Annotated in this window: 21 protein-coding genes and 1 pseudogene; 18 read left to right on the top strand and 4 right to left on the bottom strand. The window is 38.3% G+C overall.

Annotation, left to right across the window (positions count from 1 at the left end; translation table 11 throughout):
* The first annotated feature begins 107 nt into the window (after positions 1 to 107).
* From LGZ98_RS01790 to LGZ98_RS01765, 6 genes are all read left to right on the top strand, one after another.
* Positions 108 to 1874 (top strand): B12-binding domain-containing radical SAM protein, encoded by a 1767-nt coding sequence (locus LGZ98_RS01790; protein ID WP_158536505.1) that lies wholly within the window; start codon positions 108 to 110, stop codon positions 1872 to 1874.
* 40 nt (positions 1875 to 1914) lie between these two features.
* A complete protein-coding gene (locus LGZ98_RS01785; RefSeq protein WP_262977612.1) occupies positions 1915 to 2778 on the top strand; it encodes a multinuclear nonheme iron-dependent oxidase in 864 nt (287 codons plus the stop codon).
* A complete protein-coding gene (locus LGZ98_RS01780; RefSeq protein WP_262977611.1) occupies positions 2747 to 3298 on the top strand; it encodes a hypothetical protein in 552 nt (183 codons plus the stop codon). Before LGZ98_RS01785 ends, LGZ98_RS01780 begins: the two co-directional genes overlap by 32 nt.
* A gap of 2 nt (positions 3299 to 3300) precedes the next feature.
* A complete protein-coding gene (locus LGZ98_RS01775; RefSeq protein WP_113041426.1) occupies positions 3301 to 4566 on the top strand; it encodes a hypothetical protein in 1266 nt (421 codons plus the stop codon).
* Positions 4567 to 4952: 386 nt separating this feature from the next.
* Entirely contained in the window at positions 4953 to 5432 is a 480-nt protein-coding gene (locus tag LGZ98_RS01770; protein WP_058588903.1) for a DUF2946 domain-containing protein, read from the top strand.
* Between the two features lie 148 nt (positions 5433 to 5580).
* Entirely contained in the window at positions 5581 to 7671 is a 2091-nt protein-coding gene (locus LGZ98_RS01765; protein ID WP_113041425.1) for a TonB-dependent copper receptor, read from the top strand.
* A 144-nt stretch (positions 7672 to 7815) separates the two neighbouring features.
* Here the strand turns inward: LGZ98_RS01765 and LGZ98_RS01760 are convergent, their stop codons facing one another.
* Complete coding sequence (locus LGZ98_RS01760) at positions 7816 to 8166, bottom strand: glycoside hydrolase family 16 protein (protein ID WP_262977623.1); 351 nt, start codon at positions 8164 to 8166, stop codon at positions 7816 to 7818.
* A 65-nt stretch (positions 8167 to 8231) separates the two neighbouring features.
* Entirely contained in the window at positions 8232 to 9506 is a 1275-nt protein-coding gene (locus LGZ98_RS01755) for a bifunctional O-acetylhomoserine aminocarboxypropyltransferase/cysteine synthase (RefSeq protein ID WP_113041423.1), read from the bottom strand.
* A 527-nt stretch (positions 9507 to 10033) separates the two neighbouring features.
* Here LGZ98_RS01755 and LGZ98_RS01750 point away from each other — a divergent pair.
* From LGZ98_RS01750 to LGZ98_RS01720, 7 genes are all read left to right on the top strand, one after another.
* Complete coding sequence (locus tag LGZ98_RS01750; RefSeq protein WP_113041422.1) at positions 10034 to 11392, top strand: MATE family efflux transporter; 1359 nt, start codon at positions 10034 to 10036, stop codon at positions 11390 to 11392.
* Between the two features lie 676 nt (positions 11393 to 12068).
* Positions 12069 to 12815, top strand: coding sequence for a Slam-dependent surface lipoprotein (locus tag LGZ98_RS01745; RefSeq protein WP_113041421.1), 747 nt, complete (start codon positions 12069 to 12071; stop codon positions 12813 to 12815).
* Between the two features lie 85 nt (positions 12816 to 12900).
* Positions 12901 to 14388: a surface lipoprotein assembly modifier gene (locus tag LGZ98_RS01740; RefSeq protein WP_113041420.1), complete on the top strand. Its 1488-nt coding sequence runs from the start codon at positions 12901 to 12903 to the stop codon at positions 14386 to 14388.
* Positions 14385 to 14519, top strand: a complete 135-nt coding sequence (locus LGZ98_RS01735) for a hypothetical protein (RefSeq protein WP_262405120.1) — start codon at positions 14385 to 14387, stop codon at positions 14517 to 14519. The genes LGZ98_RS01740 and LGZ98_RS01735 overlap by 4 nt, the downstream gene beginning before the upstream one ends.
* Positions 14520 to 14564: 45 nt before the next feature.
* Positions 14565 to 17567: a TonB-dependent receptor domain-containing protein gene (locus tag LGZ98_RS01730; RefSeq protein ID WP_262977610.1), complete on the top strand. Its 3003-nt coding sequence runs from the start codon at positions 14565 to 14567 to the stop codon at positions 17565 to 17567.
* An 81-nt stretch (positions 17568 to 17648) separates the two neighbouring features.
* A complete protein-coding gene (locus tag LGZ98_RS01725; RefSeq protein ID WP_113041418.1) occupies positions 17649 to 18473 on the top strand; it encodes an energy transducer TonB in 825 nt (274 codons plus the stop codon).
* 685 nt (positions 18474 to 19158) lie between these two features.
* On the top strand, positions 19159 to 21108 hold the full coding sequence (locus tag LGZ98_RS01720) for an autotransporter outer membrane beta-barrel domain-containing protein (protein WP_262977609.1): 1950 nt from the start codon (positions 19159 to 19161) through the stop codon (positions 21106 to 21108).
* 259 nt (positions 21109 to 21367) lie between these two features.
* Here LGZ98_RS01720 and LGZ98_RS01715 read toward each other — a convergent pair.
* Together LGZ98_RS01715 and LGZ98_RS01710 are read right to left on the bottom strand one after the other, a co-directional pair.
* Positions 21368 to 21805 (bottom strand): annotated as a pseudogene (locus LGZ98_RS01715) (GNAT family N-acetyltransferase); the annotation flags it as partial.
* A gap of 207 nt (positions 21806 to 22012) precedes the next feature.
* Positions 22013 to 22288: a FaeA/PapI family transcriptional regulator gene (locus LGZ98_RS01710; protein WP_112876683.1), complete on the bottom strand. Its 276-nt coding sequence runs from the start codon at positions 22286 to 22288 to the stop codon at positions 22013 to 22015.
* Positions 22289 to 22956: 668 nt separating this feature from the next.
* Here LGZ98_RS01710 and LGZ98_RS01705 point away from each other — a divergent pair.
* From LGZ98_RS01705 to LGZ98_RS01685, 5 genes are all read left to right on the top strand, one after another.
* Positions 22957 to 23355 (top strand): fimbrial protein, encoded by a 399-nt coding sequence (locus tag LGZ98_RS01705; protein ID WP_262977608.1) that lies wholly within the window; start codon positions 22957 to 22959, stop codon positions 23353 to 23355.
* Positions 23356 to 24068: 713 nt separating this feature from the next.
* Positions 24069 to 24728 carry a bactofilin family protein gene (locus LGZ98_RS01700; RefSeq protein WP_262977607.1) on the top strand — a complete coding sequence of 220 codons (660 nt, stop codon included), beginning with the start codon at positions 24069 to 24071 and terminating at the stop codon, positions 24726 to 24728.
* Between the two features lie 145 nt (positions 24729 to 24873).
* Positions 24874 to 25170 (top strand): GNAT family N-acetyltransferase, encoded by a 297-nt coding sequence (locus LGZ98_RS01695; RefSeq protein WP_262977606.1) that lies wholly within the window; start codon positions 24874 to 24876, stop codon positions 25168 to 25170.
* Between the two features lie 79 nt (positions 25171 to 25249).
* On the top strand, positions 25250 to 25732 hold the full coding sequence (locus LGZ98_RS01690; RefSeq protein ID WP_011147684.1) for a YhfG family protein: 483 nt from the start codon (positions 25250 to 25252) through the stop codon (positions 25730 to 25732).
* A 7-nt stretch (positions 25733 to 25739) separates the two neighbouring features.
* On the top strand, positions 25740 to 26324 hold the full coding sequence (locus tag LGZ98_RS01685) for a putative adenosine monophosphate-protein transferase Fic (RefSeq protein WP_113025041.1): 585 nt from the start codon (positions 25740 to 25742) through the stop codon (positions 26322 to 26324).
* Positions 26325 to 26905: the final 581 nt, after the last annotated feature.

The raw sequence follows: 26905 nt of genomic DNA, 5'->3' as shown, positions 1-26905 counted from the left end.
ATTGGTTATGAAAAGTTTTGAGGATAGTAATTTGGCTATTCGACTTGCTGAAAGATATCCACTTTTTTTCATATTATGCCAAGTAACTCATGATGGAATATTTTCATATGAACAAAGTATTCAGAGATTTACATTGCCATAATATAGTGTCCTGTAAAAATAATATTCGCTTAGCATTAGTTGCATTGCCTTATGGAGAAGGGCCGCAGGTCATTATGCCTTTGGGTCTTCAGAATATTTCCGCATATATCAAGAAAAATACAAGTTTTGTCAAGACAAAAATATTTGATTATTCAGATTTAACTCAGGACAGAACAGAGGAATTAACTGATTTAATTGAATGGAAACCAGATATTGTTGGGATTTCGATTTATAGCAGCCATGTTGATACAGCATTAGTTTGGGGGAAAATAATTAAAAATCTAATCCCTAACTCTCTCCTTTTTTGCGGTGGTCCGCATATAAGTTTAGCCGCAGAAAATTTTATGCAAACTGGGAGAGATATTTATAGTGTGGCTTTTAAAGGGGAGGGAGAATATTCTGTAAAAATTCTGGCGGAGATTTTCCAGCAGTTTAAAAAGCTGTATGGTGAATCAATACCAGCAGAGAATTATTTGTATTTTGAGTATTTTAGAAAAAATATAGTGAATGCTGTCTATTTCGACAGAAATGATCAGTTGCAGGTAAGTAGAGTTGAGAAATACCAACTTCCTTCAGAGGAGTGGGTAAACCCTCTCATGGAATATGATTCAGAACGCTTGCAAAATTTGATTTTTACTGACAGACGGGATGGACGAAAAAGAAAAGCTATCGCGTTTACCAGTAGTAGAGGTTGTCCACTAACTTGTTCATTTTGTGCGATTATTGCCGCAGATGCAGAAGGCCCCAGATGGCGTGCTGTGGATGCTGATATTTTGGTTAATTGGATTAAAGAAGCATGCGAAAAGTACGATTTCCAGCATGTCTATATGATGGATGCGAATTTTTTTGTGAAGAAAGATAGAGTATTAGCCTTTTCTAAAGGGTTACATCAGATTGGAAATGGTGATATTACATGGAGCTCTTCTTCTACAGTTCGCTATTTACTTCGTCTACGAGAAGAATTACCTACTCTGGCTAAAGAGGGGTTAAGGTTAGTTGAGATGGGTGTTGAATCAGGTTCTCAAACTCAACTCAAATATATGAATAAACGTGTGACAGTACAGGAGAATATCGATGCTATTAGGGCGTTACAAGAAAATAAAATTGATATTGGATTAGATTTTATCATGTTTTACCATGATCAAACAAAAACTGAGATTATCGAGAATCTGACATTTTTGATCAAATCTGGTATGGCTGAACATGAGTCCCTTGATCATTATTTTAATTTAATGATGTTGTATCCTGGTACTCCAGTTAGAATTGATCTCGAAAAAAAGCTAGGAAAATTATTCAGTTTAAATAGGCTGCCTAACAGTCGAGAGCTTATTAGTGATAATGGGGTAAAAAAGATTTATCATTTATTCATCGATAAATTTGCTAAGCCTTGGCTTCATCAGTTAGAAGAGGCGATATCATTAAATTTGGAGGTAATAAGAAACAATAGAAAAAATAAATTGTTATCTTCTTCTCTTTCGTTAAGGAATGTATATTTGAGGCACATTCCATTTAAAGTATTGTGGGAACTTTGTCATGCAAATGATCTCTCTGATATGAATTCCGCAGTCAAAGATTTTAATATCTACACAGATGTGATAAGCAACACCATAAAAGAGAACACCCGTTTTTTTGGAATAAGTAAAAAATATTTTGGTATTGAAACAGTAGGTGTTGGTGGAAGAAGAGGAGAAATTGTGATGATACAAAGCGTGGACGGCAATAATACACAATGATAAGTTTTTTCTTAAATTAGATTAGTGATTGGGGGAATCAATGGATGAGATAAAAGACATGTGTATTGGTGTGAGTGGTGATATTGAAAAACTTCGTTTCGTTTATCATGAAAAAAATAAAGATAGGAATAGCATCTTTCATAAAATTGGGCATTTTAGTCTGGGGGCAAGGGTATGGGATGAGTTTGATGATGAAATTGTCGCGATGGCTAATATGGGTAACATGACGATCTCTTTTCATCCAGTTGATATCAATTTTTCAGGTAAGCTTATTAAGGAAGAAATGCTTAGTTTAAAAAAATTGATAAAAAAACTACCTATTTCCTATCTAGAAGAGGATATTGGTATATGGCGTTGTGGAGATCTTTTTCTAGGACCTCATCAAACGAATCCTGCACTTAATGAGGAAGGTATTTTGGTAACTGCAAAAAATATTTTGTTTGCACGAGAGTTTTTTGAAAAAGAGATTGCTTTGGAAAACCCACCCGTGTATAGCGAATTAGGCGATATAAACTTTTGGGATTATTATGTTAAACTTTGTGAAGAATCAAAGGCTTATTTTGCTTTCGATTTAGGGCATTATATTGGGTATTGCCGAACACTTGAGTCCGATGCAACTGTTCTGCCTGATATGGATAATGTAATTTGGGATAAAATTATAACGATACATATTTCCGGGATGAAAAAATGGAAATGGAGAGGGGTATCGGTGTGGTTAGATCAGCATTCAGATCCATTTGATGAGGATTTGATCTCGTTATATAAACAGTGTAAATCATGGTGCAAACGACTAGAAAACACGTTACTTGAACAAGAAGGTGCTAACCATCAAGTTGAAAAACTAAACATTAATAGCATTTGGGAGGCTATTTATGAAACGTCACCAAGATTTTCATCTGAATGAAGATAGCTTAGAGAGAATGTCGAATCTTTATTCTGGAAGAGCTTTAGTAGAGTTTAATATCAACCAAACCATTGCAGAAAATCACTTGTTATTTGATAGAGTCAGACGGTTTTTAGATATAACTCGTGCGATTCATAAACGGTGGATTTATGTTTCGAAATATATTCTTTCTCTTTCTAATGAATGTGTTTTGATTGATGTTTTTGATGAATTTCATATAAAAGCTTCTACAAGCCATAGTATTTCAACAGCATCATGTAATATTTTCTATAACAATATAAAAAGTTCAGGTAATGAACTCTTTGTCGAATTACTGGACTACGAAGATTATGTGAATCAACATCCAAGGAGACATTATATTTATAGTAAAGATAATAAGGATGAAAAAAATATTTTGGTACCTTATGATCTAGAGTCACTCTATTTGAGTATTATGTTTTACGCTCGTGCTTCTGCTCCTTCATTTTTATATAGGACAATACTGACTGAGCCGGGTGTAATCTACAAGGAGAGCGTGTAAAGATGGTTCTTCTCACTATTGCGCGAGCAGATGCTATGTATAGTAGTGTTGCTATGAGTGTAACGATACTTGAGTTGGCTCTTATTGCAACCAATGAACATTTAGGTAATTTTTCACTAGAATTTACACTTATTTCCCAATTGGTTATTTCGTTAATTATCGAGTTTGCCTCTGGCAGTCTGATGAGTTTTAATTTTGGGTTAGCGAAAACAACTGTAATTGGATTTGGGTTGAAATTATTATCCGCATTTTTTCTTTTAGCGGGTTTTGCTTTATCTTATATTGGTTGTTTTTATCTCGCTTGGTTTATTATTATTATGTCATTTGTGTGTGATGCGGCTGGAACAGGATGCTTAAAAACGACATTCAGACCTTCATACAATATGATGAGCATTTTTAAAATCGGAGAACCAGCAGATTATGTCAATTCTTTTAAATATTATCTTTCCATCAGATTGATATTGCCATTTGTTCTTCTTGGCATAACAATTGTATTGATTGGTTTTTTTAATGAGAAAGTGGCCGCAATAGCAATTTTTTCTATGATCATGATATTAAGGTTGATACAGATTTTTCAATCTAAAAAGGATCTGGATTGTATTCATAAAGAAAAAAACAATAATAATGTATTGGGATTTTACAAATTCAAAGACTTTCTATCGGTAGTAAAATTAAACGTTCCGAATTCCCTGTTTTTTATTACAGGAAATATATTTGAATCTATAGTACTCATGTATTCCATTGGTTTATTATACAAATATCAGGTTTACCTTAATCTTCCCAATTACCTTGCATGGCTTGGCAGTTCATCTGTTGCATTTGTAATTTATCTTTTTTCCGCAGTTATGGGTAATCAAATTATGGTCAGACTTAAACGGTTCGAGACCAGTGTTCAGCTAAAACAGTCATTAGTCTTGGTTTCATTGCTTGCATCCACTTTATTGTTAATTTCTCCTCTTGGGGCTAGTCAGTTTATTGCGCTTTCATTTTTTAGTCTGATAGGTGTATCCGTTGGTCTTATTATGACTCGTATTGCGATCAATACAGCCCTTTATGAGTTTGATGAAAGGAAAAGTGTTATTTTCTTCCTCTTTGTAGAAACGATGACTACTGGTTTCATTATATTATTTGCCATAGCAGGGAGCCTATTTTTTAAAGAGAATAGCGTGATAAAGGCATTTTGCGTAGGACTTATTGTTTTTTTGTTGAGTTATTTTATCTACACCTTCTTTGTTAAATTGCCTTCTTCTTATGAGAAGAATAGCTAATGAAAATGAAGTTGCTCTATCATCTTATTCAGCATAAGGAGAGATTATGTGGTTTAAAACTTTTTATACCCGTTATCTTTCAAGTTGCTTCTTTGTTAGCTGCACTCGCTCACCCCAGTCACATAGTTTGCTATGCTCCCGGGGATTCTCTCTCTTGCCGTCGCGATGCATCTTGAAATCCATAGGGTATACATGGGGAAATACCCTTGCCCGTGACGTTAATCTCTGTGATTTTGCTCGATGTTCATGAAAATAATCCTGCAGATTTTAAAAAAACAACAAATTCTGTCGCCAAAGCGACATTCCTGCATAAAGTGTTTTAACATTTGGTCGTTAAATACGTACAATCTCGTCCCTGAATGTGTTCTCTACAGAATAGGCTTAGTTTGTCACTGATCCAATTTTATACCTCGCGGAGCCGCCTGCCAGCTTGGCTCGGTATTTTCGCGATACTGATGTTGTTCATTGCGCCAGTGATCTCCCGGTCACTGGAACATGTGCGCATTGGTGAGGCTCATTCATCGAAAGTGGTCGATTGCCATAGGGTGATGTCATCTGACGGTGATATGCCTTGGAATATGTCTCATTCTGACGTTTCTTCCGCATCATATGTTACTAACCAGCATGATGGCATGCAGATGAGTATGCATGGTAGTGGTATGTCGATGTTGGAGGATATTGCCTGTGGATACTGCGTTTTTCTGATCCATATACCTATGCTGGATTTGGCGAATACACCGCTATTTTGGTCAACTTCGCTGACTGCACGGCCACCACCGATTCAAACCGTAGCTTCCTTTCTGCCGCATTTCATCTTTTCTGATTCGTTGCCTCGTGCTCCGCCTGAACAGATCTCATCTCATTGATTTAAACGTAATGAAATGTCTTGTCCTGCTCATTATTGAGTCAGGAAAAGTGTGTTCATACCAAAAACGATTTGGTTGGATTCTATAACGTATTCCGCTGTTGATAGAAATATCTCTTCGGAAGGTGGATTCACATTAAGGAAAGATGATGTTCGAAAAAAATTCTCCTCATAAAAAAAACAGGCTATCCCATTGTATCCGTTCGGCCATGCCACTTTTTTTGCTAGCGACTTTTAATGGCTATGCGGCTGAAACCGCAGCGGATGTACACGACCATGTAAAGGGTTCAAAAACCAATGATGGGGATGTGATTACCGTAACCGCCCCTTTGTATTCTCCTTTGGCAATTGTCACCTCGCCAAAAACCCCCCGCCAACCGGTTCCGGCAAGTGACGGCTCTGATTATTTAAAAACCATACCTGGATTTGCTCAAATCCGTAATGGCGGCACCAATGGTGATCCAGTATTTCGGGGAATGTTTGGTTCTAGAATTAAGCTCCTGACTGATGGCGCAGAAATGCTAGGAGCTTGTCCCGGCAGAATGGATGCTCCTTCATCCTATATTTCGCCAGAAAGTTATGATTTGCTGACAGTCATTAAAGGGCCTCAAACGGTATTGTGGGGGGCCGGTGCTTCAGCAGGGACCATAAGGTTTGAACGTGAACATCCGCGATTTGATGAGCCGGGAGCAAAAATCAATGCTAGTGGATTGACGGGTTCAAATGACCGTTGGGATGGCAATGTGGATGCCAGTATTGGCAATGAATTGGGATATTTACGTTTAATGGCAAATAAATCCCGTTCAAATGACTACAAAGATGGTGGTGGGTATCGCGTTCCTTCACGTTGGGATAAATGGAATAGTGATCTGGCGTTAGGGTGGACTCCGGATAAAGATACATTGCTTGAGTTGACCGCAGGAAAAGGGGACGGAGAAGCTCGTTATGCTGGACGTAGCATGGATGGTTCGCAATTCAAACGTGAAAGTCTCGGTGTGCGTTTTGAGAAATCTAACCTCGGTGAGGTGCTTGATAAGGTTGAAGCCCAAGTTTATTACAACTATACCAACCATATTATGGACAATATAACTTTGCGTTCTCCGAATAGCGCCATGTCAATGGGTATGCCTTCTTCGAGTTGTAAACATATGTGTGGTATGCACATGAATATGAATCACGGTATGTCTATGCAACTGGATCGTCGCGTTGTGGGAGGGCGAGTCATGGGCACCTGGCTATGGCAAGACTTCAAATTGGAAAGTGGCGCAGATACGCAAACCAATACCCATCGTAATAAAGCAGGTAATGTATGGCAAAAGGATGCCCAATTCTATAACTATGGCCTATTTGGTGAGCTAACTTGGTATGCTACAGAACAGAGCGAATTGATAACCGGTGCCCGTCTTGATCGCAGCCGAGCAAAGAAATTTGCGGGTAATAGTGAAAAAGAGCGTAATGATACTTTGCCGAGTGGTTTTATGCGGTTAGAGCATACTTTGGCTGATATGCCTATGATGTTTTATGCCGGTATTGGTTACACTGAACGTTTCCCTGATTATTGGGAACTGTTCTCGCCTACATATGGTCCGACGGGAAGTACTAGTGCTTTTGATGGGGTAAAAAGTGAGAAAACCACTCAGCTTGATATTGGTGCTCAATATACCGGGGAACGTTTTAATGGTTGGGTATCCGCCTATGTAGGGCGTGTAAATGATTTCATTTTATTTAGATATAGCCCGACAAATGCCCGTATTAGCCAGGCTGATAACGTTAATGCCAATATCATGGGTGGAGAAATGGGCTTTGGTTATCAATTGACAGATCATTGGAAAACGGATGCCAGCCTTGCCTATGCTTGGGGAGAAAACCGGACGGATAACAAGCCGATGCCTCAGATCCCGCCTTTGGAAGCCCGCTTCGGCTTGACCTATGAACGTGGTGATTGGAGTAGTACCGGCTTGTGGCGATTGGTGAGCAGCCAGCATCGGATTGCCGTGGGGCAGGGGAATGTCGTCGGCAAAGATTTTCAAAATAGTTCAGGTTTCGGCGTACTCTCTGCCAATGTTGCCTATAAGGTTAACAAAGATGTAAAAGTGAGCGCTGGCATTGACAATATCTTGGATAAAGAATATAGCGAACACCTTAACCTTGCCGGTAATAGCACCTTTGGTTATTCAGCGAATACCTCAGTGAATGAACCCGGCCGGACGGTGTGGGCGAAAATAGATGTAAAATTTTAATGAGAAAATGGCGTCCAATTATTGGACGCCAATATTTGTTTACCCTTTTCCATATCGATGATTATTTCTTATTACCGATATACCCGTCATCTTTCAAGTTGCCTCTTTGTTGGCTGCACTCACTCACCCCGGTCACATAGTTTGCTATGCTCCCGGGGATTCGCTCCCTTGCCGCCGCGATGCATCTTGAAATCCATTGGGTATATACGGATAGACTTTGACGTAATCAACATCGAATGTTGCGGTTGTTTTATTTATCGAGCCATAACCTTGTGCTGGATAATTGCGTGGTACTTCGGAGCTTAAAATAATATATTGGTTGGCGATTGAAATTGGAACTTGATCTAACCCCGCCAGATTTTGCGGAATATCATCAATATAAAATGTATAACCACTTGGTGTCCATGCCACGGCAAATTTGTGGAATTGACCATCAGCAAGTTTATTTGTAGACAATCTCTTTGACCACTCCTTATTACCCCCATACTTTTCAATGAAAAGCCGTGAGGATCGATGAATAGAACCCCGTTCATTGGAACGGGGAATATGACAGATTTACATTATTTCGATGCATCCAGAGCTTGAGCAAGATCGGCAATAATATCATCGATATGTTCAATGCCGATTGACAAGCGAATCATATCCTGAGATACGCCGGCTTTAATTAACTCCTCATCATTTAATTGGCTATGCGTTGTTGACGCTGGATGACAGGCAAGTGATTTAGCGTCGCCAATGTTAACCAGTCGCACAATCAATTTTAGTGCGTCAATAAATCGTGCGCCGGATTGCTGACCGCCTTTAATACCGAAAGAGAGGATAGCTGACGGTTTCCCATTCACATACTGTTGAGCCAGTTTATGTTCCGGGTGGTCTGACAACCCTGCATATTTCACCCAACTAACTTGAGGATGCTCTTGCAGATAATGAGCGACTTTCAGTGCATTTTCTGTATGACGTTCCATTCTTAATGCCAGTGTTTCCAATCCTTGTAGAATAAGGAAAGCATTAAAAGGTGACAGTGCAGCGCCCATATTACGTAGCGGTACAACGCGGCAATGCCCGATAAATGCAGCCTTGCCAAATTGCTCGGTATAAACGACGTTATGGTAGGAGGGATCTGGGGTAGTCAATATAGCAAACCGTTGCTTATATTTTTTCCAGGGGAAATTGCCGGAATCGACAATGATGCCGCCAATAGAGTTACCATGCCCTCCCATATATTTGGTTAAAGAGTGAATCACAATATCAGCGCCATGCTCGAAGGGGCGGCAAAGCACAGGAGTAGCGACAGTGTTATCAACAATTAAGGGGACGCCATGACGATGAGCCACTTCGGCAAATTTTTTCAGATCAACAATATTACCGGCTGGATTACCAATAGATTCACAAAATACCGCCTTGGTACGATCATCAATCAGTGACTCCAATGCTGCAATATCATCGTGTTCAGCAAATCGTGTTTCAATACCGAATCGCGGCAATGTGTGAGCTAGCAGGTTATAAGTGCCGCCATATAACTTAGCAACAGATATAATGTTATCTCCAGCGCTAGCAATGGATTGAATCGCACAAGTGACGGCCGCCATGCCAGATGCAACGGCCAAAGCGGCTATTCCTCCTTCAAGTAGAGCAACCCGTTTTTCCAATACATCATTGGTTGGGTTCATAATGCGGGAATAGATGTTGCCTTCAACCTTTAAATCAAACAGATCGGCACCATGTTGAGTATCGTCAAACGCATAGGATGTTGTTTGATAGATAGGAACGGCAACGGCTTTAGTTGTTGGATCAGGGGAATATCCGCCGTGGATAGCAAGAGTTTCTGGTTTCATTTTCGATCTCTTCTTTTACGGTAAGATGACATATATCTTTGTTGGCTACACTCGCTCACCCCGGTTACATAGTTTTCTATGCTCCTGGGGATTCACTCCCTTGCCGTCGCGATGTATCTTGAAATCCATAGGATATATTTCCGATAATTCTTTATTAATTAAAGAAATAATTTGAAAAAGTTACTAATTATCTGATTTAGCTATGCTAGCATCTTTATTTTTTAAGAATGTGGATATTATCACAAAAGCCTTCAACGATTTCAGCCAAGTAACATTAACTATTAAAATAAAAAATGAGAACAAAATATACAAATAAATATCCAATCTTTTAGAAAGATCACAAAAATTTCTGTGAAATAGTTAGTTTTCGTTAGATTGCTTTAATTTATTTCTTCACTGTTGCCTGAATGAAAATAGAAGGTATACTCATCGTTCAGATTTTTTCAAACTTTTTTAAATGATTTTGGTCGTAATTTATTGTTAGTATGATCAATATTGGCACTAACCAATAAATTAATAGGATTCTTATGGCTAAGTTTTCAAACCGGCGGGAGTTAAAACAACTTTTATTTTTCTCTTTCCCTATCATCGTTAGTCAGATAGCACGTACAGCAATGAGTTTTGTGGATATTGTGATGTCTGGTCACTATGCCACGGCTGATTTAGCAGCCGTAACATTAGGAAGTAGTATTTGGTTTCCTATATTTGTATTAGGATATGGGACGATTATCATGCTGGCCGCAGATGTAGCTAAGCAGAAAGCGCAACATGATGACGAAGGGATTAAAGACAGTCTTAAAAATTACTTGTTTCTGGCGGTGATACTTTCGATACCAATAATTCTTTTATTAATATTAGTTAGCTGGCTACTTTCGTTTATAGGCATCGATGAGCATATTTTAGAAATCACACAGGGCTATGTTATTGCTCTGGCCTGTGGTGTTCCTAGTGTTATGATATTTAACGTTTTTCGTTCATTTCTACAAGGATTGGAAGACACAAAAATCGCAATGTATTTGTCTGCGGGTGCTTTATTATTGAATATCCCATTAAATTACATATTTATTTATGGAAAACTGGGTTTGCCAGAAATGGGGGGCATTGGCGCGGGTATTACAACTGCAATTATTAATAATCTCATTGCTGTATGCTTGGTTATCTATTTTTTGCTAAAGAAGGAATATCGGCGATATAGGCCAGATTTCAGTTTACCAAAATATAATTCTTTGATTAAAACTTTTTATATTGGTATTCCAAGTGGATTGGCTCTTTTTGTTGAAATGGTTTTTCTGGATGTGATTGCGATAACCGCTGCTCCTTTGGGGGCGCAAGTCATTGCTGCACATAATATTATGCTTAATATTACCTCTATCATCTATACCATAACTGGGGGAATTGCAGCTGCTGTAACTGTGAGAGTCGGTTCCTATATTGGTAAGAGAGATAGAACATCATTAACAGGTACTATAAAGATCTCAATTGCTTTAATTTTATCTATTTCCGCAGTTATTGGTGTTTTAATCTACTATTTCGCAGGTTCATTTATTTCACTCTATACTAACGACAATGGAGTCATAATAATTGCGCTTAACATAATCTTTCTGTTATGCCTGTTCCAATTCTTTGACTCTTGCCAGGCAGCTTTATCCGGTATTTTACGGGGTTTTCATGATACCCGCTCGGTATTTTACGCACCGTTATTCGGTTATTGGCTAGTGGGTTTGCCATTAGGGTTTATTTTGGCTTTGACAGACTGGATAACCGAGAGAATGGGAATTATAGGATTTTGGTATGGCTTGGTTTTGGGGCTTTTTGTGAACGCTATTTTGCTGTTTATCATATTAAAGGTTAGGCAGAGAGGAATGATTTCTCGGTTAATTTCTTAATTTAACCACATAGTTGATGCAGCAAGGATATAAAGAACCTGAATAATACCTATATTAGCCTAATAGTTATCATATCTACATTTAATTCTCTATACCCGTCATCTTTCAAGTTGCCTCTTTGTTGGCTGCACTCACTCACCCCGGTCACATAGTTATCTATGCTCCCGGGGATTCGTTCCCTTGCCGCCGCGATGCATCTTGAAATCCATTGGGTATATATTCGATATAATAGTTTTTTCTATTTAAATCATTTAGGTGAAATATATCTTTTTGATTTTTAGTTCTCATTGTCAAATATTTCTTGATTAATGTGAAATAGTTAATTTCAGATTAAATGGTTTCTATGATGATAATAATCATTGCATTAATTTCTTTTTAAAATAATTTCTCATTCATATATCGGTATGTATTGATTTTTTTACACTCATTATTGGTGATTCATCTAAGATTATATCTATTATAATATTATGGTTATGGTGAATATTTATTTAATAATTAAATGGTTAGCTGTATTAATTGCCATTCTATACAAATAGACAAGATTATTTTATGATAATGATTATCATTTCATTTTTTATTAAAAGTGCGTTAATATGCGCGGCAGTCTTCGGACGGTACTAAAACTATGTAATAAGCAATACTCTAACATTTAATTAGTTAACATAAGGAATATGCTATGAATAAGGTTAAAGTGTTAATTGCAGTATTAGGTACATGTGGATTAGTTACACAAGCTATAGCGGCCCCAGGTTTTGAGCAAACTCAAGATTTTGATAAGAATAAATCCAGCATTAAGGTAGGTGTGACTAGGGCGGGTGGTGCTGGTCATGCAAGCCCTGGAGGGGAACCAGGAGTTGGGGTACATTCCATTGCTGGTGGTCAAATTGTTAGTTTCTCAGGGCTTACCCGTTATGCCGCAGCGGATGCGAATGGCATTCATAAAATTTCTATGCCTGGATCGGGTAGCCACAATGGTATGGGGGTGTTTAATTTCAGTAAAGTGGCTAATGCTGATGTCTATTTTGGGGAATGGTCACAAACCGGTAAGGTGACTGATACTACTCATACCGCCTATTATTCCGGTAAAGATGTCACGACTAATTTACCTACCGGTGGTATCGCAACTTATACGGTTAAAGGAGTTAACCAATATAGTGGTAGCAATGCCCTGCATGGGACATTTACTGCGGATTTCGGTCAGAAAAGACTGACTGGTTCAATAGCAAATAGTGCGCTCACTGTTGGTATTAATTCCGTTATTAAAGCTGATGGTTCATTTACGGGTAGGGCAACCGCTGGAAATCTTGTCGGGACAAACAATGGTCACTTCTTTGGCGATAATGCATCTAGTTTAGCTGGTGTGGCTAAATTTAATGCAGATCACAGTAAAGATACTGCCTTTGGCGGAATTAAGAACCCATAATATGAGTTTGTGGTGACTGGATAAGACAAAGTTCATATGGGCTTTGTCTTATTTTTGGTTCGACAATTAAGCAGTGATATTAACGATGTTAAATACCCCAATTGTTCGTTTTGCTTTACTCATTAGCTGTTTGTTTATAAAGCCATCTCTGGTGTTGGCAGATGAAGATACCGGTAGAAGATTGTGGCATAACGTACAGCGAAATTTGCAAGATCAAGAAAAAGCGCTGGTTACAGATGAAACTGTAAATAAAAAGACAGATCATTTATCGATAGTACTTAATGGTCAAACGTTTAGTGTTGAAAATAATGTGAATGATATTGGTCAGGCGCTCTATTTAGCCATTAATCATCAACAAGTGAAGGATGTCGAGCGCTTTTTGTTGATATACCAGAAGTTACCTGGACATGATACCCAATTGGTCCATTTTGCTCAGGCAAATCTGGCGCGTTCTCAGGGTGACTTGGCAGCAGCAGAACTGCATTATCAGGCCATCTTGCAGCAACAACCTGATTTTACCCGGGTTAAATTAGAGTTAGCCAGGGTCTATTATGAGAATCAAAAAAATAGAGAAGCCAGTTTACTATTTAATGAGATTTCAGCAGTTAGTCGCGATAATGAAAATAAATTACCACCGGCAGTCATTAAGAATATAACTAATTATCAGGAGGCGATTAATTTGCGCAATTCCTGGCGTGGATCTTTCTCCGTGGGATATATCTTTAACGATAACACGAATATGTCGCCAGATAAGCCCCCTACTTGTACTGAATATCATAAAGATGTTGGTTGTATAACTGAACGTAGGTTGCCTATGGCAAAGAAGGCAAACGGTATTAGTTATGATGCTACGTTACGTAAGATATATCCACTAAGTGGTCATCATGGTGTTTTTTTACGTTCGATGACTTATGGAGAAAGCTATCGTCATCACAGTGAGGAGAATGAAAATACTACTTCTGCTTATTTGGGATATAGTTATAAAACACAACAAAATGATTTCCTAATGGGGCCAGTCGTTGAGTTTAATTATGTTGGTAATCATTCCCGTTATCGTACTACGGGAGTGAAAACCGAATGGATGCATATTCTATCTAAAAACCTGGCATTAAATTTGGAAGGTGAATATAAGCAGTTTCGTTATCATAAACTTTATAATCATAATGACGGTAATATGACTTCTGTTTATGCTACCTTATCTTATTATTTAACTGATCAAACCATTACCTTTGCGGGTGGTGATTGGGTTAATAAAACCAGTGTTGAAAAAGCGGATGATTATCAGCAAAAAGGCGTGCGAGCGGGCATTTCCACTCAATTATATCCGGGAATTAATGCAGTGGTATTTACTGCATTACGCCAACGGCAATTTGGTGATTACAGTGTACCTCTAAATGCACGTCGTAAAGATAATGAACAATTCTATGCGGCAATTGTGAGTATGCCTAAATTTGAAGTTTTTGGTTTAACTCCGGTAATTACTTATCGATTTAGAAAAAATAGTAGTAATGTTGATTGGCTCTATTCCTATAATAAAAATGAAGTGTTAGTCAAGTTTGAAAAGTATTTTTGATACTGATTGAAGTAACAAGTTATACCCTATGGATTTCAAGATGCATCGCGACGGCAAGGGAACGAATCCCCGGGAGCATAGGTAACTATGTGACCGGGGTGAGGAGTGCAGCCAACAAAGAGGCAACTTGAAAGATAACGGGTATATTTCAATCCACACTATGGCAGATAATGACTATGTATAAATTAAATAATAAATATAGCAAAATAACATTCATGCTGGCATTAGCCTACAGTATGATGCCCTATCGTTCTGATGCAGAAACACTAATAACCTCGGCTCAATCATCTAAACAGCCAGCTGAAAATAAGGCTGACCTTGGTAAAATTAACGTTTCAGCGACCAGTGAAAAAGATGAGGCAGGTTATGATGCGGTTTATGATAAAGATATTACCAATATTTACTTGGGTAAGGATTTGGTAGAACGTTATAAGGGTGCTTCACCAGCGGATGTTTTAAAAAGTGCAGTCGGCGTATTTAGTGGTGATTCGCGAAACAGTGGCGCATTAGATCCTAATATTCGAGGTATTCAAGGGCAGGGACGGGTTCCTGTTACCATTGATGGTACTGAGCAGGCAATTACCACTTGGCGTGGTTATAACGGTGCGAATAATCGTAATTATATTGATCCTAACTTGATCAGCAGCATTGAGATAGAAAAAGGCCCATCACTGACACGTGGAGTAAAAGGTTCGATCGGTGGGGCGGTAATGATCAAAACTTTGGGTATTGATGATGTGGTACCAATAGACGAACGATTTGGTATTAACTTGAAATTGGAAACCAGCAGTAATGCGGTTAAGGAACGAGTACCGCATCTGGAATTAGGGCAAGATTATCGGGATATTCCCGGTTTTAATCAGGGATTTAATTATGTTGATCCTGCGTTAGAAATTACGCCAAAAACGTCAAAAGATAATAAATTATTGGGCCTAAAAGATAATGCGATACGTCTAGCGTTAGGTACCCGACAGGAATATTTTGATTTAATGGCAGCTTATAGTTATCGCAGTAAAGGAAACTATTTTGCCGGTAAGGGGGGTGCTCATCGCTATGATGATCCCATTAATAAAAAGGATATAGAGATCCTTGATGGTGGTACCCGGTCGTATGATCCTTATTTGCCTTTTGTTGCACGTATATATCGCCCCGGAAATGAAGTGCCGAATACCTCCAGTGAAATGGAATCTTGGTTGTTTAAAAATAACTGGTATTTGGCTAACCAACAGACGATTGGGTTTGGTATCCGCGATACTAAAACGATTTACGGGGAGATTATGCCTTCGCGGCTTGGTTGGGCTCGGGCAGAAAATAACGTTTTACCACAGTGGCCGCTAGCGAATGTACATCAGCAGGCATTTAACTTGGATTATAAATGGAAACCTGACGGGAACAAATGGGTTGATTTTGATATGAAATTTTGGATTACCCGTACTATCAGCGATACCAATACTGCCGGGGGATATCCACGTGAACCGCGAGAGCGGGATGCTGTTTGGGATGTAAATGGTAAGGAAAGAGATCCAAATAAAGATGGTCGCTTGGTAGATACTGCTTCTACCAATACCCATAATAACCGTTGGGGTGTTGATCTCTCTAATGCTTTCGAATTGACCTCAAATTTAGATTTAACCTTGTCAGCTAGCCTACAACAGGAACGTTTAGGTTCCCATGATGATTATAAAGGGAAGAATTTTTCTAGTTTTCGATCACCCCCAAGAAAAGGACGCCGCCAGGAGAATAATATTGCTTTTAATTTTGACTGGCGGCCTACCTCATGGTTGGCATTAAGTGCTGGCGCTAGACGGGTAAGTTATTGGTCTAAGGATGATTTTTTAAATGAACGTTTGGCTGCCCGTGATATTGGTTATAGTAACAGTGAAAAATTGGTTGGCCAGGGGATACGATATCTGAGAACACTTACTGAGCAGGAAGCTATGTTGTATAAAAAATATAGTAATTGCGTTGATGACTGTTTTGATGATTTAGATGAATATTTAGAATATGAAGAAAAGAAGATCACAGAATCAAAAGAACGGGATTCAGTTCTTCGCCCTATGGCGCCGGTAGATGTGCTTTGGAAATATCATGACGATGGTAAGTTATATAAACAAGATAACCCTTATTTCAATGGGGAGCTTGATATGAATGAGCGCGTTATTGATCCTATAACGAATAAAGAAGTGTATAAATATGAATACAGTGCTGCTCAACAGAATAGCCGTTATATTGATGACTCTGGAGAAATACTAAATAATAGTGATAAGGGTGTTTATAAAGCGAAAAGTGAACAAGAGCGTTGGTCTAAACAACCTAAACGTAAAGATCATGCCTGGGCTCCGGTATTTTCCGCAACAGCCTATGTGAGTGATAATGCACGTATCTATACCCGCTATGCCGAAGCAGTACGTATGCCAAGTATTTTTGAGGATACCGTTGGCTTTTCTTCCGGTTTGACTGATAAGCCTACACGTGCTTTTAAACCTGAACGTAGTAAAACAGTGGAAGTGGGTTATGTGCATGATTTAATTCAGTTATTGGGTGCGGAACGTAATGCGGATATTAGATTCGCTTATTATAATACCATCATTGAGAATGTTTTTGACCGTGACAGTAACTTTGTATTTACTCAATTAGATAAACAGAAATTATCTGGTTTAGAATTACAGGGACGTTATGATAACGGTAATTTCTTTACCCATTTTGGTCTATCTTATAATCTTAAAAATAAAGTTTGCGATAAAACCGCATCACTTATGTTAGATCCAAGAAACCAATTTGGTGTTCCTGAATGTATTGATGGCGGTTTTCCCGGTGGTTTTTTAAGGACAACTATCCCACCTCGTTATTCTCTTAATCTGAATATTGGTGGCCGGTTATTAGATGAAAATTTAGAAATCGGCAGCCGAGTGTTATACCACAGCAGTGTGGAGAATAAGGATGAAAAATGGTTAATGAAAAAAATACCCGGTGTTTATAAAGGGATAAATAATAATCCGATGCGTTGGAACTCGGTAATGACTGTAGATGCTTATATTAATTATCAGGTTACACCAGATGTGGTTGTTGAATTATCTGGCACCAACTTAACCGATCGCTATTATCTGGACCCGTTAACGCGTTCCATGATGCCAGCGCCTGGGCGAACGTTTAAGCTTAGTGTCACCAGTCGGTTCTGACTCTTTAAGGGAGATTAGCCGGTTGCGGTTAAGAGCGCTGGCAATCTCCACAGATAACGGACGGAAAGATGGCTTGAAGTTATGATGAGAAATCGTTTTTATATTGGTTTGTTTGCTTCTTTACTGTTACATGCGGGTCTTGTTGGATTTATGGCGAGGCATTTACTGCGTGATGACAGTGCGAATAATCAATTAGTGAATTCGCCAATAATGAGTATGTCAATAGAAATGGTTGCTTCGGCAGCACCGGCCGGACAGGAACAACCGGTAGAACCGGAACCTATTCCACCCCCGTTACCGCCAGAGATAGTGGTAGCGGAATCGCCACATGAGGCAAAAATAGTCCTTAATAAGCCTGCGGATAAGCCACGGAAACAAGAACGCCCGGAGCCACCGCCAGAAAAACATGCGGATGCTAAACCGAAGAGCAAGCCTCAGCCACAGAAAGAGCCGGTAGAAGATCCTCAACCAAAACTAGCAGAGCGCGGGCGTAAACTAGGGGCAGAGCAAAATCAACCAGAGCAAACGGAGGGAAGTTCTCAGTTAGCAGGGAGAGATGCTGTGGATTCACAAGCTGGCGCTCGTCAGGCGACGACCAGTCAACCGATCACTGGCGTTGGAGCTGATGAGTTACAAAGCTATCAGTCCGCCTTACGTCGTGAAATTGAAAAACATAAACGCTATCCGCGTCGGGCTAAGAAGATGAAGCAACAGGGTATCGTACAGGTCAGGTTTAGCTTGCTGGATAGTGGTGATTTGACGAATCACCAATTAGTGCAGAGTTCAGGCGCTGATGAATTAGACCGCGCTGCCCTTGCGGCTATCCAACAAGCTCGGTCGGTAGGGCTAAAACCGGCCGGTTTGCCAAGGGAGCTTACTTTAGCAATAGAATTTAATTTGAAATAAAGGTTTGGGCAGCGAAGAGATTGTCGCTGCCTTGATAATAGTGGCGTCATGTGGAGATGGCGTATTTCGTGTTTATCATTTATCGCTTTATAAACCGTCAGCATCGGTAAATAGGTATGCTGAATCAATGGGCGTAGTTGATTAATATGTTCGTCAGATAAAAAGTCATGTGTTGCTTGTACCGAGGCTTCCCAGATTTCGATCAGTTTATTGAAATCGGCCTTTATCGCTTGCTGAATCCTCATATTCATTCTTCTTAATCTTTTATTTCTCTAAACCGATGATGAATTAACACTATCACATTTGTTGTGATGGATCGCTTCAGATATTACTCAGGCTTAGCCGTTATTCCTATCCATTATTCTTATCAGAATCTTATGCTGTCTGTTTTGTGATCTATTTCATGAAACAAAGGAGAGAATTCAATCTATTTGGTCTAATATTACTTTTTATAGATAGTTGAAATTTAACCAATTTGATTAATTGAACAATCAAGCAACACTAAACTTTAAAACCTAAAAAAACAATGCGGAATTCTCTCTATTACTAACTATAATGAGGTATTGGTTAATCAGAAAGGGGATTGCGTCATATCTCATTAACGTAGTTTCGATTTGGATTGATCATTTCAGTTGGACGGTTAGTTCAATGATAAATATAAAATAACTTCTTGAGGATCATATTAATGAAAAGGGCATTTATATTTACACCAGGCATGTTAGCACTTTCGATAAGTGCAATTTCGAATGCACACGCTTATGACCATCTATATGTTTTTGGTGATAGCTTGAGTGATGGTAGAAAAGGTCATCGATACATGATAAATGGTAAAACTAATAAGTTGTATAATGATCTTATTGCTCAACATTTAGGGACTAAACTGGAGCCTTTCGATGAAGGTGGGACTAATTACGCCGTGGGTGGATCGACTGCTGTTCCTGATGTGAACAAAGATAACAATACTCAAAATCAAGTAGATAATTATTTGGCAAGCCACGGTGGTCGTGCTGATCCTAATGGCATGTATATTCACTGGATTGGTGGTAATGATCTTAAAGCTGTCATGTTAGGGGGAGATCCGAGAATTGTTGGAAGTAGCGCGATGGAAGCCTCGGCACAGGTGCATAAGCTTCTTGATGCGGGAGCTGGGATCGTTATTGTACCTACTGTTCCTGATATCGGTAAAACACCAATGATTATGAAAGCCGTCGTTTCTCAGGGACTCACTAAGCTCCCGATTTCTCTCACTCCTGACCAGGTTGAGGAATTAAAGGATATGATCCGTGCGAGCACTAATGCATATCCAACGATAAATGAAGATACTCGCTCTCAAATTATCCAAGGGATCTTTGAAAATCTTGCGGCCAAGGCTTCAAAGGGAGATGCTAAAACAGCGGAAGAATATAAGCGACAATTACTTGATAAGTATAACGAAATAAGCAGCAAAGCCTCAGGATTGGTTAACGAGTACAATAAATTAGAAGATACCGCACTTAGCAAGAAGGGCGGCAATATTGTTCGGGTTGATGTTAATGCACTTTTGCATGAAGTCATTGATAATCCTTTACGCTACGGTTTTTCCAATACCTTAGGCTATGCTTGTGTTCGGGATAGGGATGCTAATATTTGTAGTTCTGATGATACCGGTTTTGATGCCAGTAAATCCTTTTTGTTCTCTGACGATTTTCATCCAACTCCAGACGCACAGCGTATGGTCGGTCAGTACACTATTTCAATCCTTAATGCTCCACATCAGGTTATGTCACTGACGAATACCAACAATGTGCCGGTGAAAGGAGCGCTTGCCTCTCTTGACAACCGTTTGCAGCAGCTGCGCAGCGTGGGTAACGAGCAGAGTAAAATAGGCGTATTCGGTGGTTATAGTGGAAATCACAACAGTACATTGACACTGGGTAGTGACTATCAACTCACGGATAATATTCTGTTAGGCGGGATGATCTCGCGTTATCAGGATAAGCGCTCAGTTAATCATTTCCGCGCTGATGGCCGTGGTTATCTATTCACCACTTATGGCTTATGGCGTTACTACGATAAAGGTTGGATTAGCGGCGATCTTCACTATTTGGACATGAAATATGAGGATATTACGCGCGGTATCGTGCTCAATGAGTGGCTGCGCAAGGAGCATGCTTCGACAACCGGTCATCAGTGGGGAGGACGCATTACCGCGGGTTGGGATATTCCGCTGACATCTACGGTGATGACCAGCCCGATTATCCAGTACGCTTGGGATAAGAGTTATGTTAAAGGTTATCGTGAATCAGGTAATAGCAGTACGGCTATGCATTTCGGTGATCAACGTTACGATTCTCAGGTCGGAACATTAGGCTGGCGTCTGGACACTAATTTTAGTCGTTTTAACCCTTATGCCGAAGTTCGGTTTAACCATCAGTTCGGCGATAGGCATTATCAGATTAGTAGTGCCATTAACTCAACTGAGACATCTTTCGTTAGTAAAAGCCAAAAGCAAGACACTAACTGGCGTGAATACGTTATCGGTATGAATGCTGCTATTACAAAAGATTGGGGCGCTTTTGCGTCAATATCGCGCAATGATGGTGATGTTCAGAATCACACTTATGCTTTCAGCTTAGGTGTTAACGCCAGTTTCTAATTTCTGGTTAAAAGATACACGTTGATAAAACAGTAGCTCTCTGCTTGTCGTAATAGTGTGGCTATTATCGTAGTAATGCCCGACAACGTGATCGGGCATTTTTCGTGATGATTGCCTCATATCTTGGGTTGTTTATATACCCGTCATCTTTCAAGTTGCCTCTTTGTTGGCTGCACTCACTCACCCCGGTCACATAGTTCGCTATGCTCCCGGGGATTCGCTCCCTTGCCGTCGCGATGCATCTTGAAATCCATAGGGTATAAATATCCGGCCGGACAATTTGCCAAACAAAGTTTTCCTCGTTCACTGGGGAATAACCCATTTTTTCATACAGCCACGGTGCCATCGAAGTGACGAGCATAATATGACGAAGCTGTGCTATTTGGGGATGTTCCAGGCAACATGTCATTAGCCAGCGCCCTAATCCCAATCCTCGATAGTCGTCTAAAATAAAAACATCACTAAGATAACCAAAGGTTGTGAAGTCAGTCACGATACGAGCAAATCCTATTTGCTGAGTATTTTTATATAGACCAAAGTTCAAGCTATTTTCGATCGACAACTTAACTGTTTCCTTGTCAATTCCTTCTGCCCAAATGGATTTCGTTAAAAACTGCTGTATGATCATAATATCTAATTTATTTTTATCTGTAGTGACAACATATCCATCCTTTTCCCAACGATGCAATTTTTCCATGCCAGGCTTCCTCTTAAGATAAAATGATAATAATGGGTTATGATATCTCTGTGCTTAAATGTTTTGCCGAGACTTTTATCATGGAAAGAATATAGCGATTTGAATGAATAATGCTATAGGGCCGTATGTTGCTTCTTCAAATTTTCGACTATATAGACAGGCCATTCTGTACAGAACAGACATCCATTTATTCAGAATTGTTTGACATTAGATAGACTTAATTTTGTCTTCCGGTATATACCATCGGAGAGAATTCTTAATGGGGGACGGAGTTACCATAACTAATCCTTTGTTAGCCAGTTTCAATAACAGATAACGTGCTTTGTAGATGGTGAAATCGCATTGTTCCGCTACATCACGCGTACTAGGCCATGATTCTGGTGGGGGAGCCGCTTGCATTTTACGAATAGTACATAATTCGGATATGACATTGAGTATTTGATCCGTCTGGGAAGGTTGAGTCGAATCTTTCCGGTTTTCCATATTAACTCCAGGCTTTATTGAACCCAGTTGGATATCTTGAGTAATTAGGATAATCCAACGGTTAATTTCAACACATGAGGGCAATCTGAATGCTTTATACCCTATGGATTTCAAGATGTATCGCGACGGCAAGGGAGTGAATCCCCGGGAGCATAGATAACTATGTGACCGGGGTGAGTGAGTGCAGCCAACAAAGAGGCAACTTGAAAGATGACGGGTATATTCAGTCATAAAGAATTGCCGGGTATATCCTGTTTTGTCAAGGTTGGTTTTTATACGATGCAGAATGATTATATCGAAAAATTGAAATTTTAGATCTTTTAATTTGAAAAACAAATTGCATAAAGTATTTTATTCTTATATAGATATAATTTGCGACACTATAGATCGCAAATGATCGTATTGAAATGTTATCTAAGTATTTTGTTGTGAAATTATTTGAATTTGTATTTTTTGTTTTTATTAATTGAATTATTCTGTAATACTTGAAAGGTTGATAGGGTCATGGTTCATATATAAATATTTTTTATGATTTATTACTGGCACAAATTTTTCTAATCTTCATAAGATTAAAATAGGATTGATAATAAAATTATTTATTTAAAATATATTGTTGTTCTATGCCGGTATTGATCGTTATTAGATAATCGTAATAATTTGAAATGAAAATGAATAAAATTATAATATCGGCCATGTTAATATTGGGTGTTGTGTCTATTGCATTTATAGCACATAAAGCTGATCAAAGTTATATCACAGTGACCTTTAATGGCGCTATTATTGCTATACCTTATTCTACCGGACAGGCTCTTTTGGGTAAGACTGTAAATCCTGGGAAAATTTCCAACATAATATTGAAAAAGGCGAGAGCTTCAACCCATAAGAGTCTTGAGAACCATTTGGTAAATTGCAGATTACAACCAGTAGTTCATCAGTTATTATCCCGGGCAACATTGAAAATATTGCTGGCTTTACCTTGGGTGGCTAATAAGACGGATAAATCTCCGAAGTTGTGCCAGCGAAAGAAGCTTCATATATTCAGATTAATGATAAATTTTACTTTTTAATAGTTATTTCTTGATTATGAGACAGTTGAGGTTTGATTATTTTCAATAAAATTTTGGTGTTTAAGTTATCCTCACTATATAATTTATTTATTCATGATATCTCTCAATATTAAATTATTTTCATATCAATCTATAATTAATCTTATAAGTTTGCAATTGAATCATTTATTTATAAAAGTAATTAATTTATTGGATATTAGTTGTATATTGCTTGAGTAACAATATTGATATTTTTAATGAATTAATTCTATTGTATAAATAAGTAATATGTTTGTTAGATAAATATCAGTAAATATTAATTGAGAAATATTCTTGCAATAGATCATTTGTAAACAAAATTAAACATTAATAACGTGATTTTATTGTTGATTTATGTTAACAATGATAAATATAAAGCATCTATTTTAATGTTAATTTTTCCTTGTTAATTGTTATCGAAGAATGAATATATACCCAATGGATTTCAAGATGCATCGCGACGGCAAGGGAGTGAATCCCCGGGAGCATAGAGAACTATGTGACCGGGGTGAGCGAGTGCAGCCAACAAAGAGGCAACTTGAAAGATGACGGGTATAGGCTTTTAATCGTTTAATAACGTTGTAAATACCTGCTTTCCTTTAGTATTGATTGTTATCTGTTCTGTTAAAATAGTGATTTTGGTTTTGTATTTTCTAACGAAAAAAGCATGAAAAATAACAAAAACGTGAACAAACATGGCAAAACATCGTTTTTCGGACAACATTTTTTTGAGCTGTATATGGATCATGTGGAGCATTGCTCTGGGATTCTATCTGGCTGGTAATTTTTTTGGCTGTGCAGTGACAGCGATTCTCTCTTTTTTGGCGCTAATATTTTTCTTTATTCACATGAGGTCGAGATTAAAAACTATGTTTGGAAAAAAAGCAGAGGCAGCGGCTGTCGAGCCGCTATCTCAATTTGTTGATGATAAAAAGAACGCCGGTGCAGAAGCTCGTCGTTGCACGATTGTTGCCAAAAGCTCGGTATTTAAGGGCGATATTGATGTAGAAGGTGATATACAAATCTGGGGCAAAGTGATTGGCAATATCCGGGTGAAAGAGGGGGCGATCAGCATCATGCATGCTGGACGGGTCGAAGGTGAACTTAGCGCGCCAGAAATCATTATTGATGGTGACGTTGTGGGGACGTGCTGTGCAGCAACGTTGGATATTCTTGAACATGGCGAGCTGCGTGGAATCAGTCGTTGCAGCAGTATGTCTATCAAGCGCGGAGGCCTGTTTTTTGGGCAATCGGAACAGGTTGAAAACAAAACAGCATCTGAACGTGTTGTACCAATAAAAGATACCAATAATGATAAATCTAAAGATAAGGCCGCGGTAAAAACAAGTGCCTGATAAACCAGGCCCGTGTGACATCTGATTCAGAGACTTTTGGCACGGGCCACTTCCTTTTTAGTTTGAATCATGTTGTTCTATTTCCTCTGATTAAAGTATATGGTTAGGTATCCTATTTGTTAATTAATATTGGGAGGAGAAGAATATGGTTGTGGTGTTGGAAACAGACAGGTTAATTATGCGTTCATGGAGAGAAGAGGACAGATTACCATTTTATCATTTGAATAGTAACGCAGAAGTTATGGAATATTTTCCTGCCACTTTTGCTTTCACCCAATTAAAACTTGAGGAAATAGTTGCATTTACGACAATTTCCAATTTGCGATCTCAAAAAGTTATGAAGCGGCTTGACATGGTGAAAGATGAAAATACTTTCTTGCATCCTTCATTACCGAATGGGCATCCGCTTCATGAACATGTGCTTTACCGGATTCGTCAATAATAGCGCTATTCTCTTTTCTGGTTTTCGTTACTTTGATGTTTTATACTATTGTTGCATAGATTGTATCTTGGAAATTCAAATGAAATATGAATTAGCTGTTATGGCGGCCTTGACTAAACTAGATCATCCTAATACCCGTTCAATTGTAGAAGCGACAGGGATATCTGAACGTAAGGTGCAACAGGTTTTGCAAATATTGCAACAAGACTTAGAGGTAAAGATTAACCGTATTAGAAATGGGAAGATCAGTTATTTTGAAGTTATTTCTTGGGGAATATTTGAAAGTGGTCAGGCGATTAACTGTAAATTGATCGATTTGGATCTGGCTAAATTTAAATATTCCCGTCAGCAAGAAAAAGATATTAGAAACCAAAAGAACAGAAAAACAATAATGACAACTTATAGTGAAAAAAAACATTATTTTGACCGTGTAAAATTAAAAAACTATAGAGATAGTATGCGTCTTGAAGGGATGAATATTGTTATGAATAGTTTGCCTGAAACATCGAAAGAGCAAAAAAATCTTAAAGATAAACTAATTAGAAAATATAGTTTACAATGAGGTAGTTATGGTAGATAAATATGGAACAGGGCAAGATCCCTATACATATCCGGGTATCGATACACTTATTAATAAATTAGCTATTCGTGATCCCGTTATTCTTGAGCAGGCAGAAAGGGAACTTACTGAACTTGCTATATTGAATATTTCATTCCAGGAACCACCTTACGATTTAGTCTTTTGGCGTAAACTCCATAAACAGATATTTTCTGATTTATATGATTGGGCTGGTCAGCTAAGGATAATTGATATATCTAAAGGGGATACCCGTTTCTGTCATGCTAAATGTATTGAGATAGAAGGGAATAGGATATTTGATATGCTAGAGAATGAAAATTATCTTGTAGGATTAAACTATCAGGAACTTATTAAAAAACTTGCTGAATATTATGCGGAATTAAATGTAATTCATCCTTTTAGAGAAGGAAATGGGCGAACACAGCGACTATTATTTGAATATATTGTTATAAACTGTGGATATAAAATCTCTTTTGAGTCTATAAATGCTAAGCAGTGGATTGAAGCTAATATTTCTGCTTATCAATGTCACTATCAGCCATTAATAAGGATTTTTGAAAATTGTGTCTCTTAAATTATATAATTTTGAGATGATATAATGAATTATTTACTGGTATTTTTTATCTAAGATTTCTGGTGATTTCAACTTATGAGCTTGCCGATTAAGCATTCCACTTAATTTTGATTGAATTTATTTAAAGTGATTGACGGTTTAAAAAATATAAAATAAATAAAACCGCACAATGAAAGCGACAAGAACGAAACTATCCTTGTCACTTTGTTATTAAATATATTATTATCAATTGATTTAAAGGCAAATTGTCCAAAAGAAAAGGCTAATAATCATTACTGGCGTACATGTCTTAGCGCATTTACTCAGAGATTTCTCATTGTAATAACATAAATTTGCCGACGCGAAGTTAGGCGAGAAAGCGGTAATGCTCAATACTAAAAAACAAATTGATAGCTTTTTCATGGTTGGCACCTCATCAGGGGATTATGTAGAGTAAAATAATTTATCCTAGCTACTAATTATTGTTCAAGAATAGGTAATAAGTTCTCTTTTCGTATAATTTTTTGTTGTATTGTTGAAAATCTGTTGAAGTTAAGTATGGACTTTAATGATTTTTTAGCTGCTGGTATTTTGAGTAGAAA

Source organism: Photorhabdus kayaii, from assembly GCF_025384895.1.
Classification (GTDB): Bacteria; Pseudomonadota; Gammaproteobacteria; order Enterobacterales; family Enterobacteriaceae; genus Photorhabdus; species Photorhabdus kayaii.
The sequence above is the reverse complement of the archived record's forward strand: the minus strand, read 5'-3'. Positions and strand labels throughout refer to the sequence as shown.

Excerpts from the sequence above, each read along its gene's own strand:
- LGZ98_RS01720 (WP_262977609.1), top strand. The coding sequence starts at position 19,159 with ATGAAAAGGGCATTTATATTTACACCAGGCATGTTAGCACTTTCGATA.
- LGZ98_RS01710 (WP_112876683.1), bottom strand. The coding sequence starts at position 22,288 with ATGGAAAACCGGAAAGATTCGACTCAACCTTCCCAGACGGATCAAATA.
- LGZ98_RS01690 (WP_011147684.1), top strand. The coding sequence starts at position 25,250 with ATGAAATATGAATTAGCTGTTATGGCGGCCTTGACTAAACTAGATCAT.
- LGZ98_RS01700 (WP_262977607.1), top strand. The coding sequence starts at position 24,069 with ATGGCAAAACATCGTTTTTCGGACAACATTTTTTTGAGCTGTATATGG.
- LGZ98_RS01775 (WP_113041426.1), top strand. The coding sequence starts at position 3,301 with ATGGTTCTTCTCACTATTGCGCGAGCAGATGCTATGTATAGTAGTGTT.
- LGZ98_RS01740 (WP_113041420.1), top strand. The coding sequence starts at position 12,901 with ATGTTAAATACCCCAATTGTTCGTTTTGCTTTACTCATTAGCTGTTTG.
- LGZ98_RS01705 (WP_262977608.1), top strand. The coding sequence starts at position 22,957 with ATGAATAAAATTATAATATCGGCCATGTTAATATTGGGTGTTGTGTCT.
- LGZ98_RS01685 (WP_113025041.1), top strand. The coding sequence starts at position 25,740 with ATGGTAGATAAATATGGAACAGGGCAAGATCCCTATACATATCCGGGT.
- LGZ98_RS01755 (WP_113041423.1), bottom strand. The coding sequence starts at position 9,506 with ATGAAACCAGAAACTCTTGCTATCCACGGCGGATATTCCCCTGATCCA.
- LGZ98_RS01745 (WP_113041421.1), top strand. The coding sequence starts at position 12,069 with ATGAATAAGGTTAAAGTGTTAATTGCAGTATTAGGTACATGTGGATTA.
- LGZ98_RS01785 (WP_262977612.1), top strand. The coding sequence starts at position 1,915 with ATGGATGAGATAAAAGACATGTGTATTGGTGTGAGTGGTGATATTGAA.
- LGZ98_RS01780 (WP_262977611.1), top strand. The coding sequence starts at position 2,747 with ATGAAACGTCACCAAGATTTTCATCTGAATGAAGATAGCTTAGAGAGA.
- LGZ98_RS01750 (WP_113041422.1), top strand. The coding sequence starts at position 10,034 with ATGGCTAAGTTTTCAAACCGGCGGGAGTTAAAACAACTTTTATTTTTC.
- LGZ98_RS01790 (WP_158536505.1), top strand. The coding sequence starts at position 108 with ATGAACAAAGTATTCAGAGATTTACATTGCCATAATATAGTGTCCTGT.
- LGZ98_RS01730 (WP_262977610.1), top strand. The coding sequence starts at position 14,565 with ATGTATAAATTAAATAATAAATATAGCAAAATAACATTCATGCTGGCA.
- LGZ98_RS01725 (WP_113041418.1), top strand. The coding sequence starts at position 17,649 with ATGATGAGAAATCGTTTTTATATTGGTTTGTTTGCTTCTTTACTGTTA.
- LGZ98_RS01695 (WP_262977606.1), top strand. The coding sequence starts at position 24,874 with ATGGTTGTGGTGTTGGAAACAGACAGGTTAATTATGCGTTCATGGAGA.
- LGZ98_RS01765 (WP_113041425.1), top strand. The coding sequence starts at position 5,581 with ATGTTCGAAAAAAATTCTCCTCATAAAAAAAACAGGCTATCCCATTGT.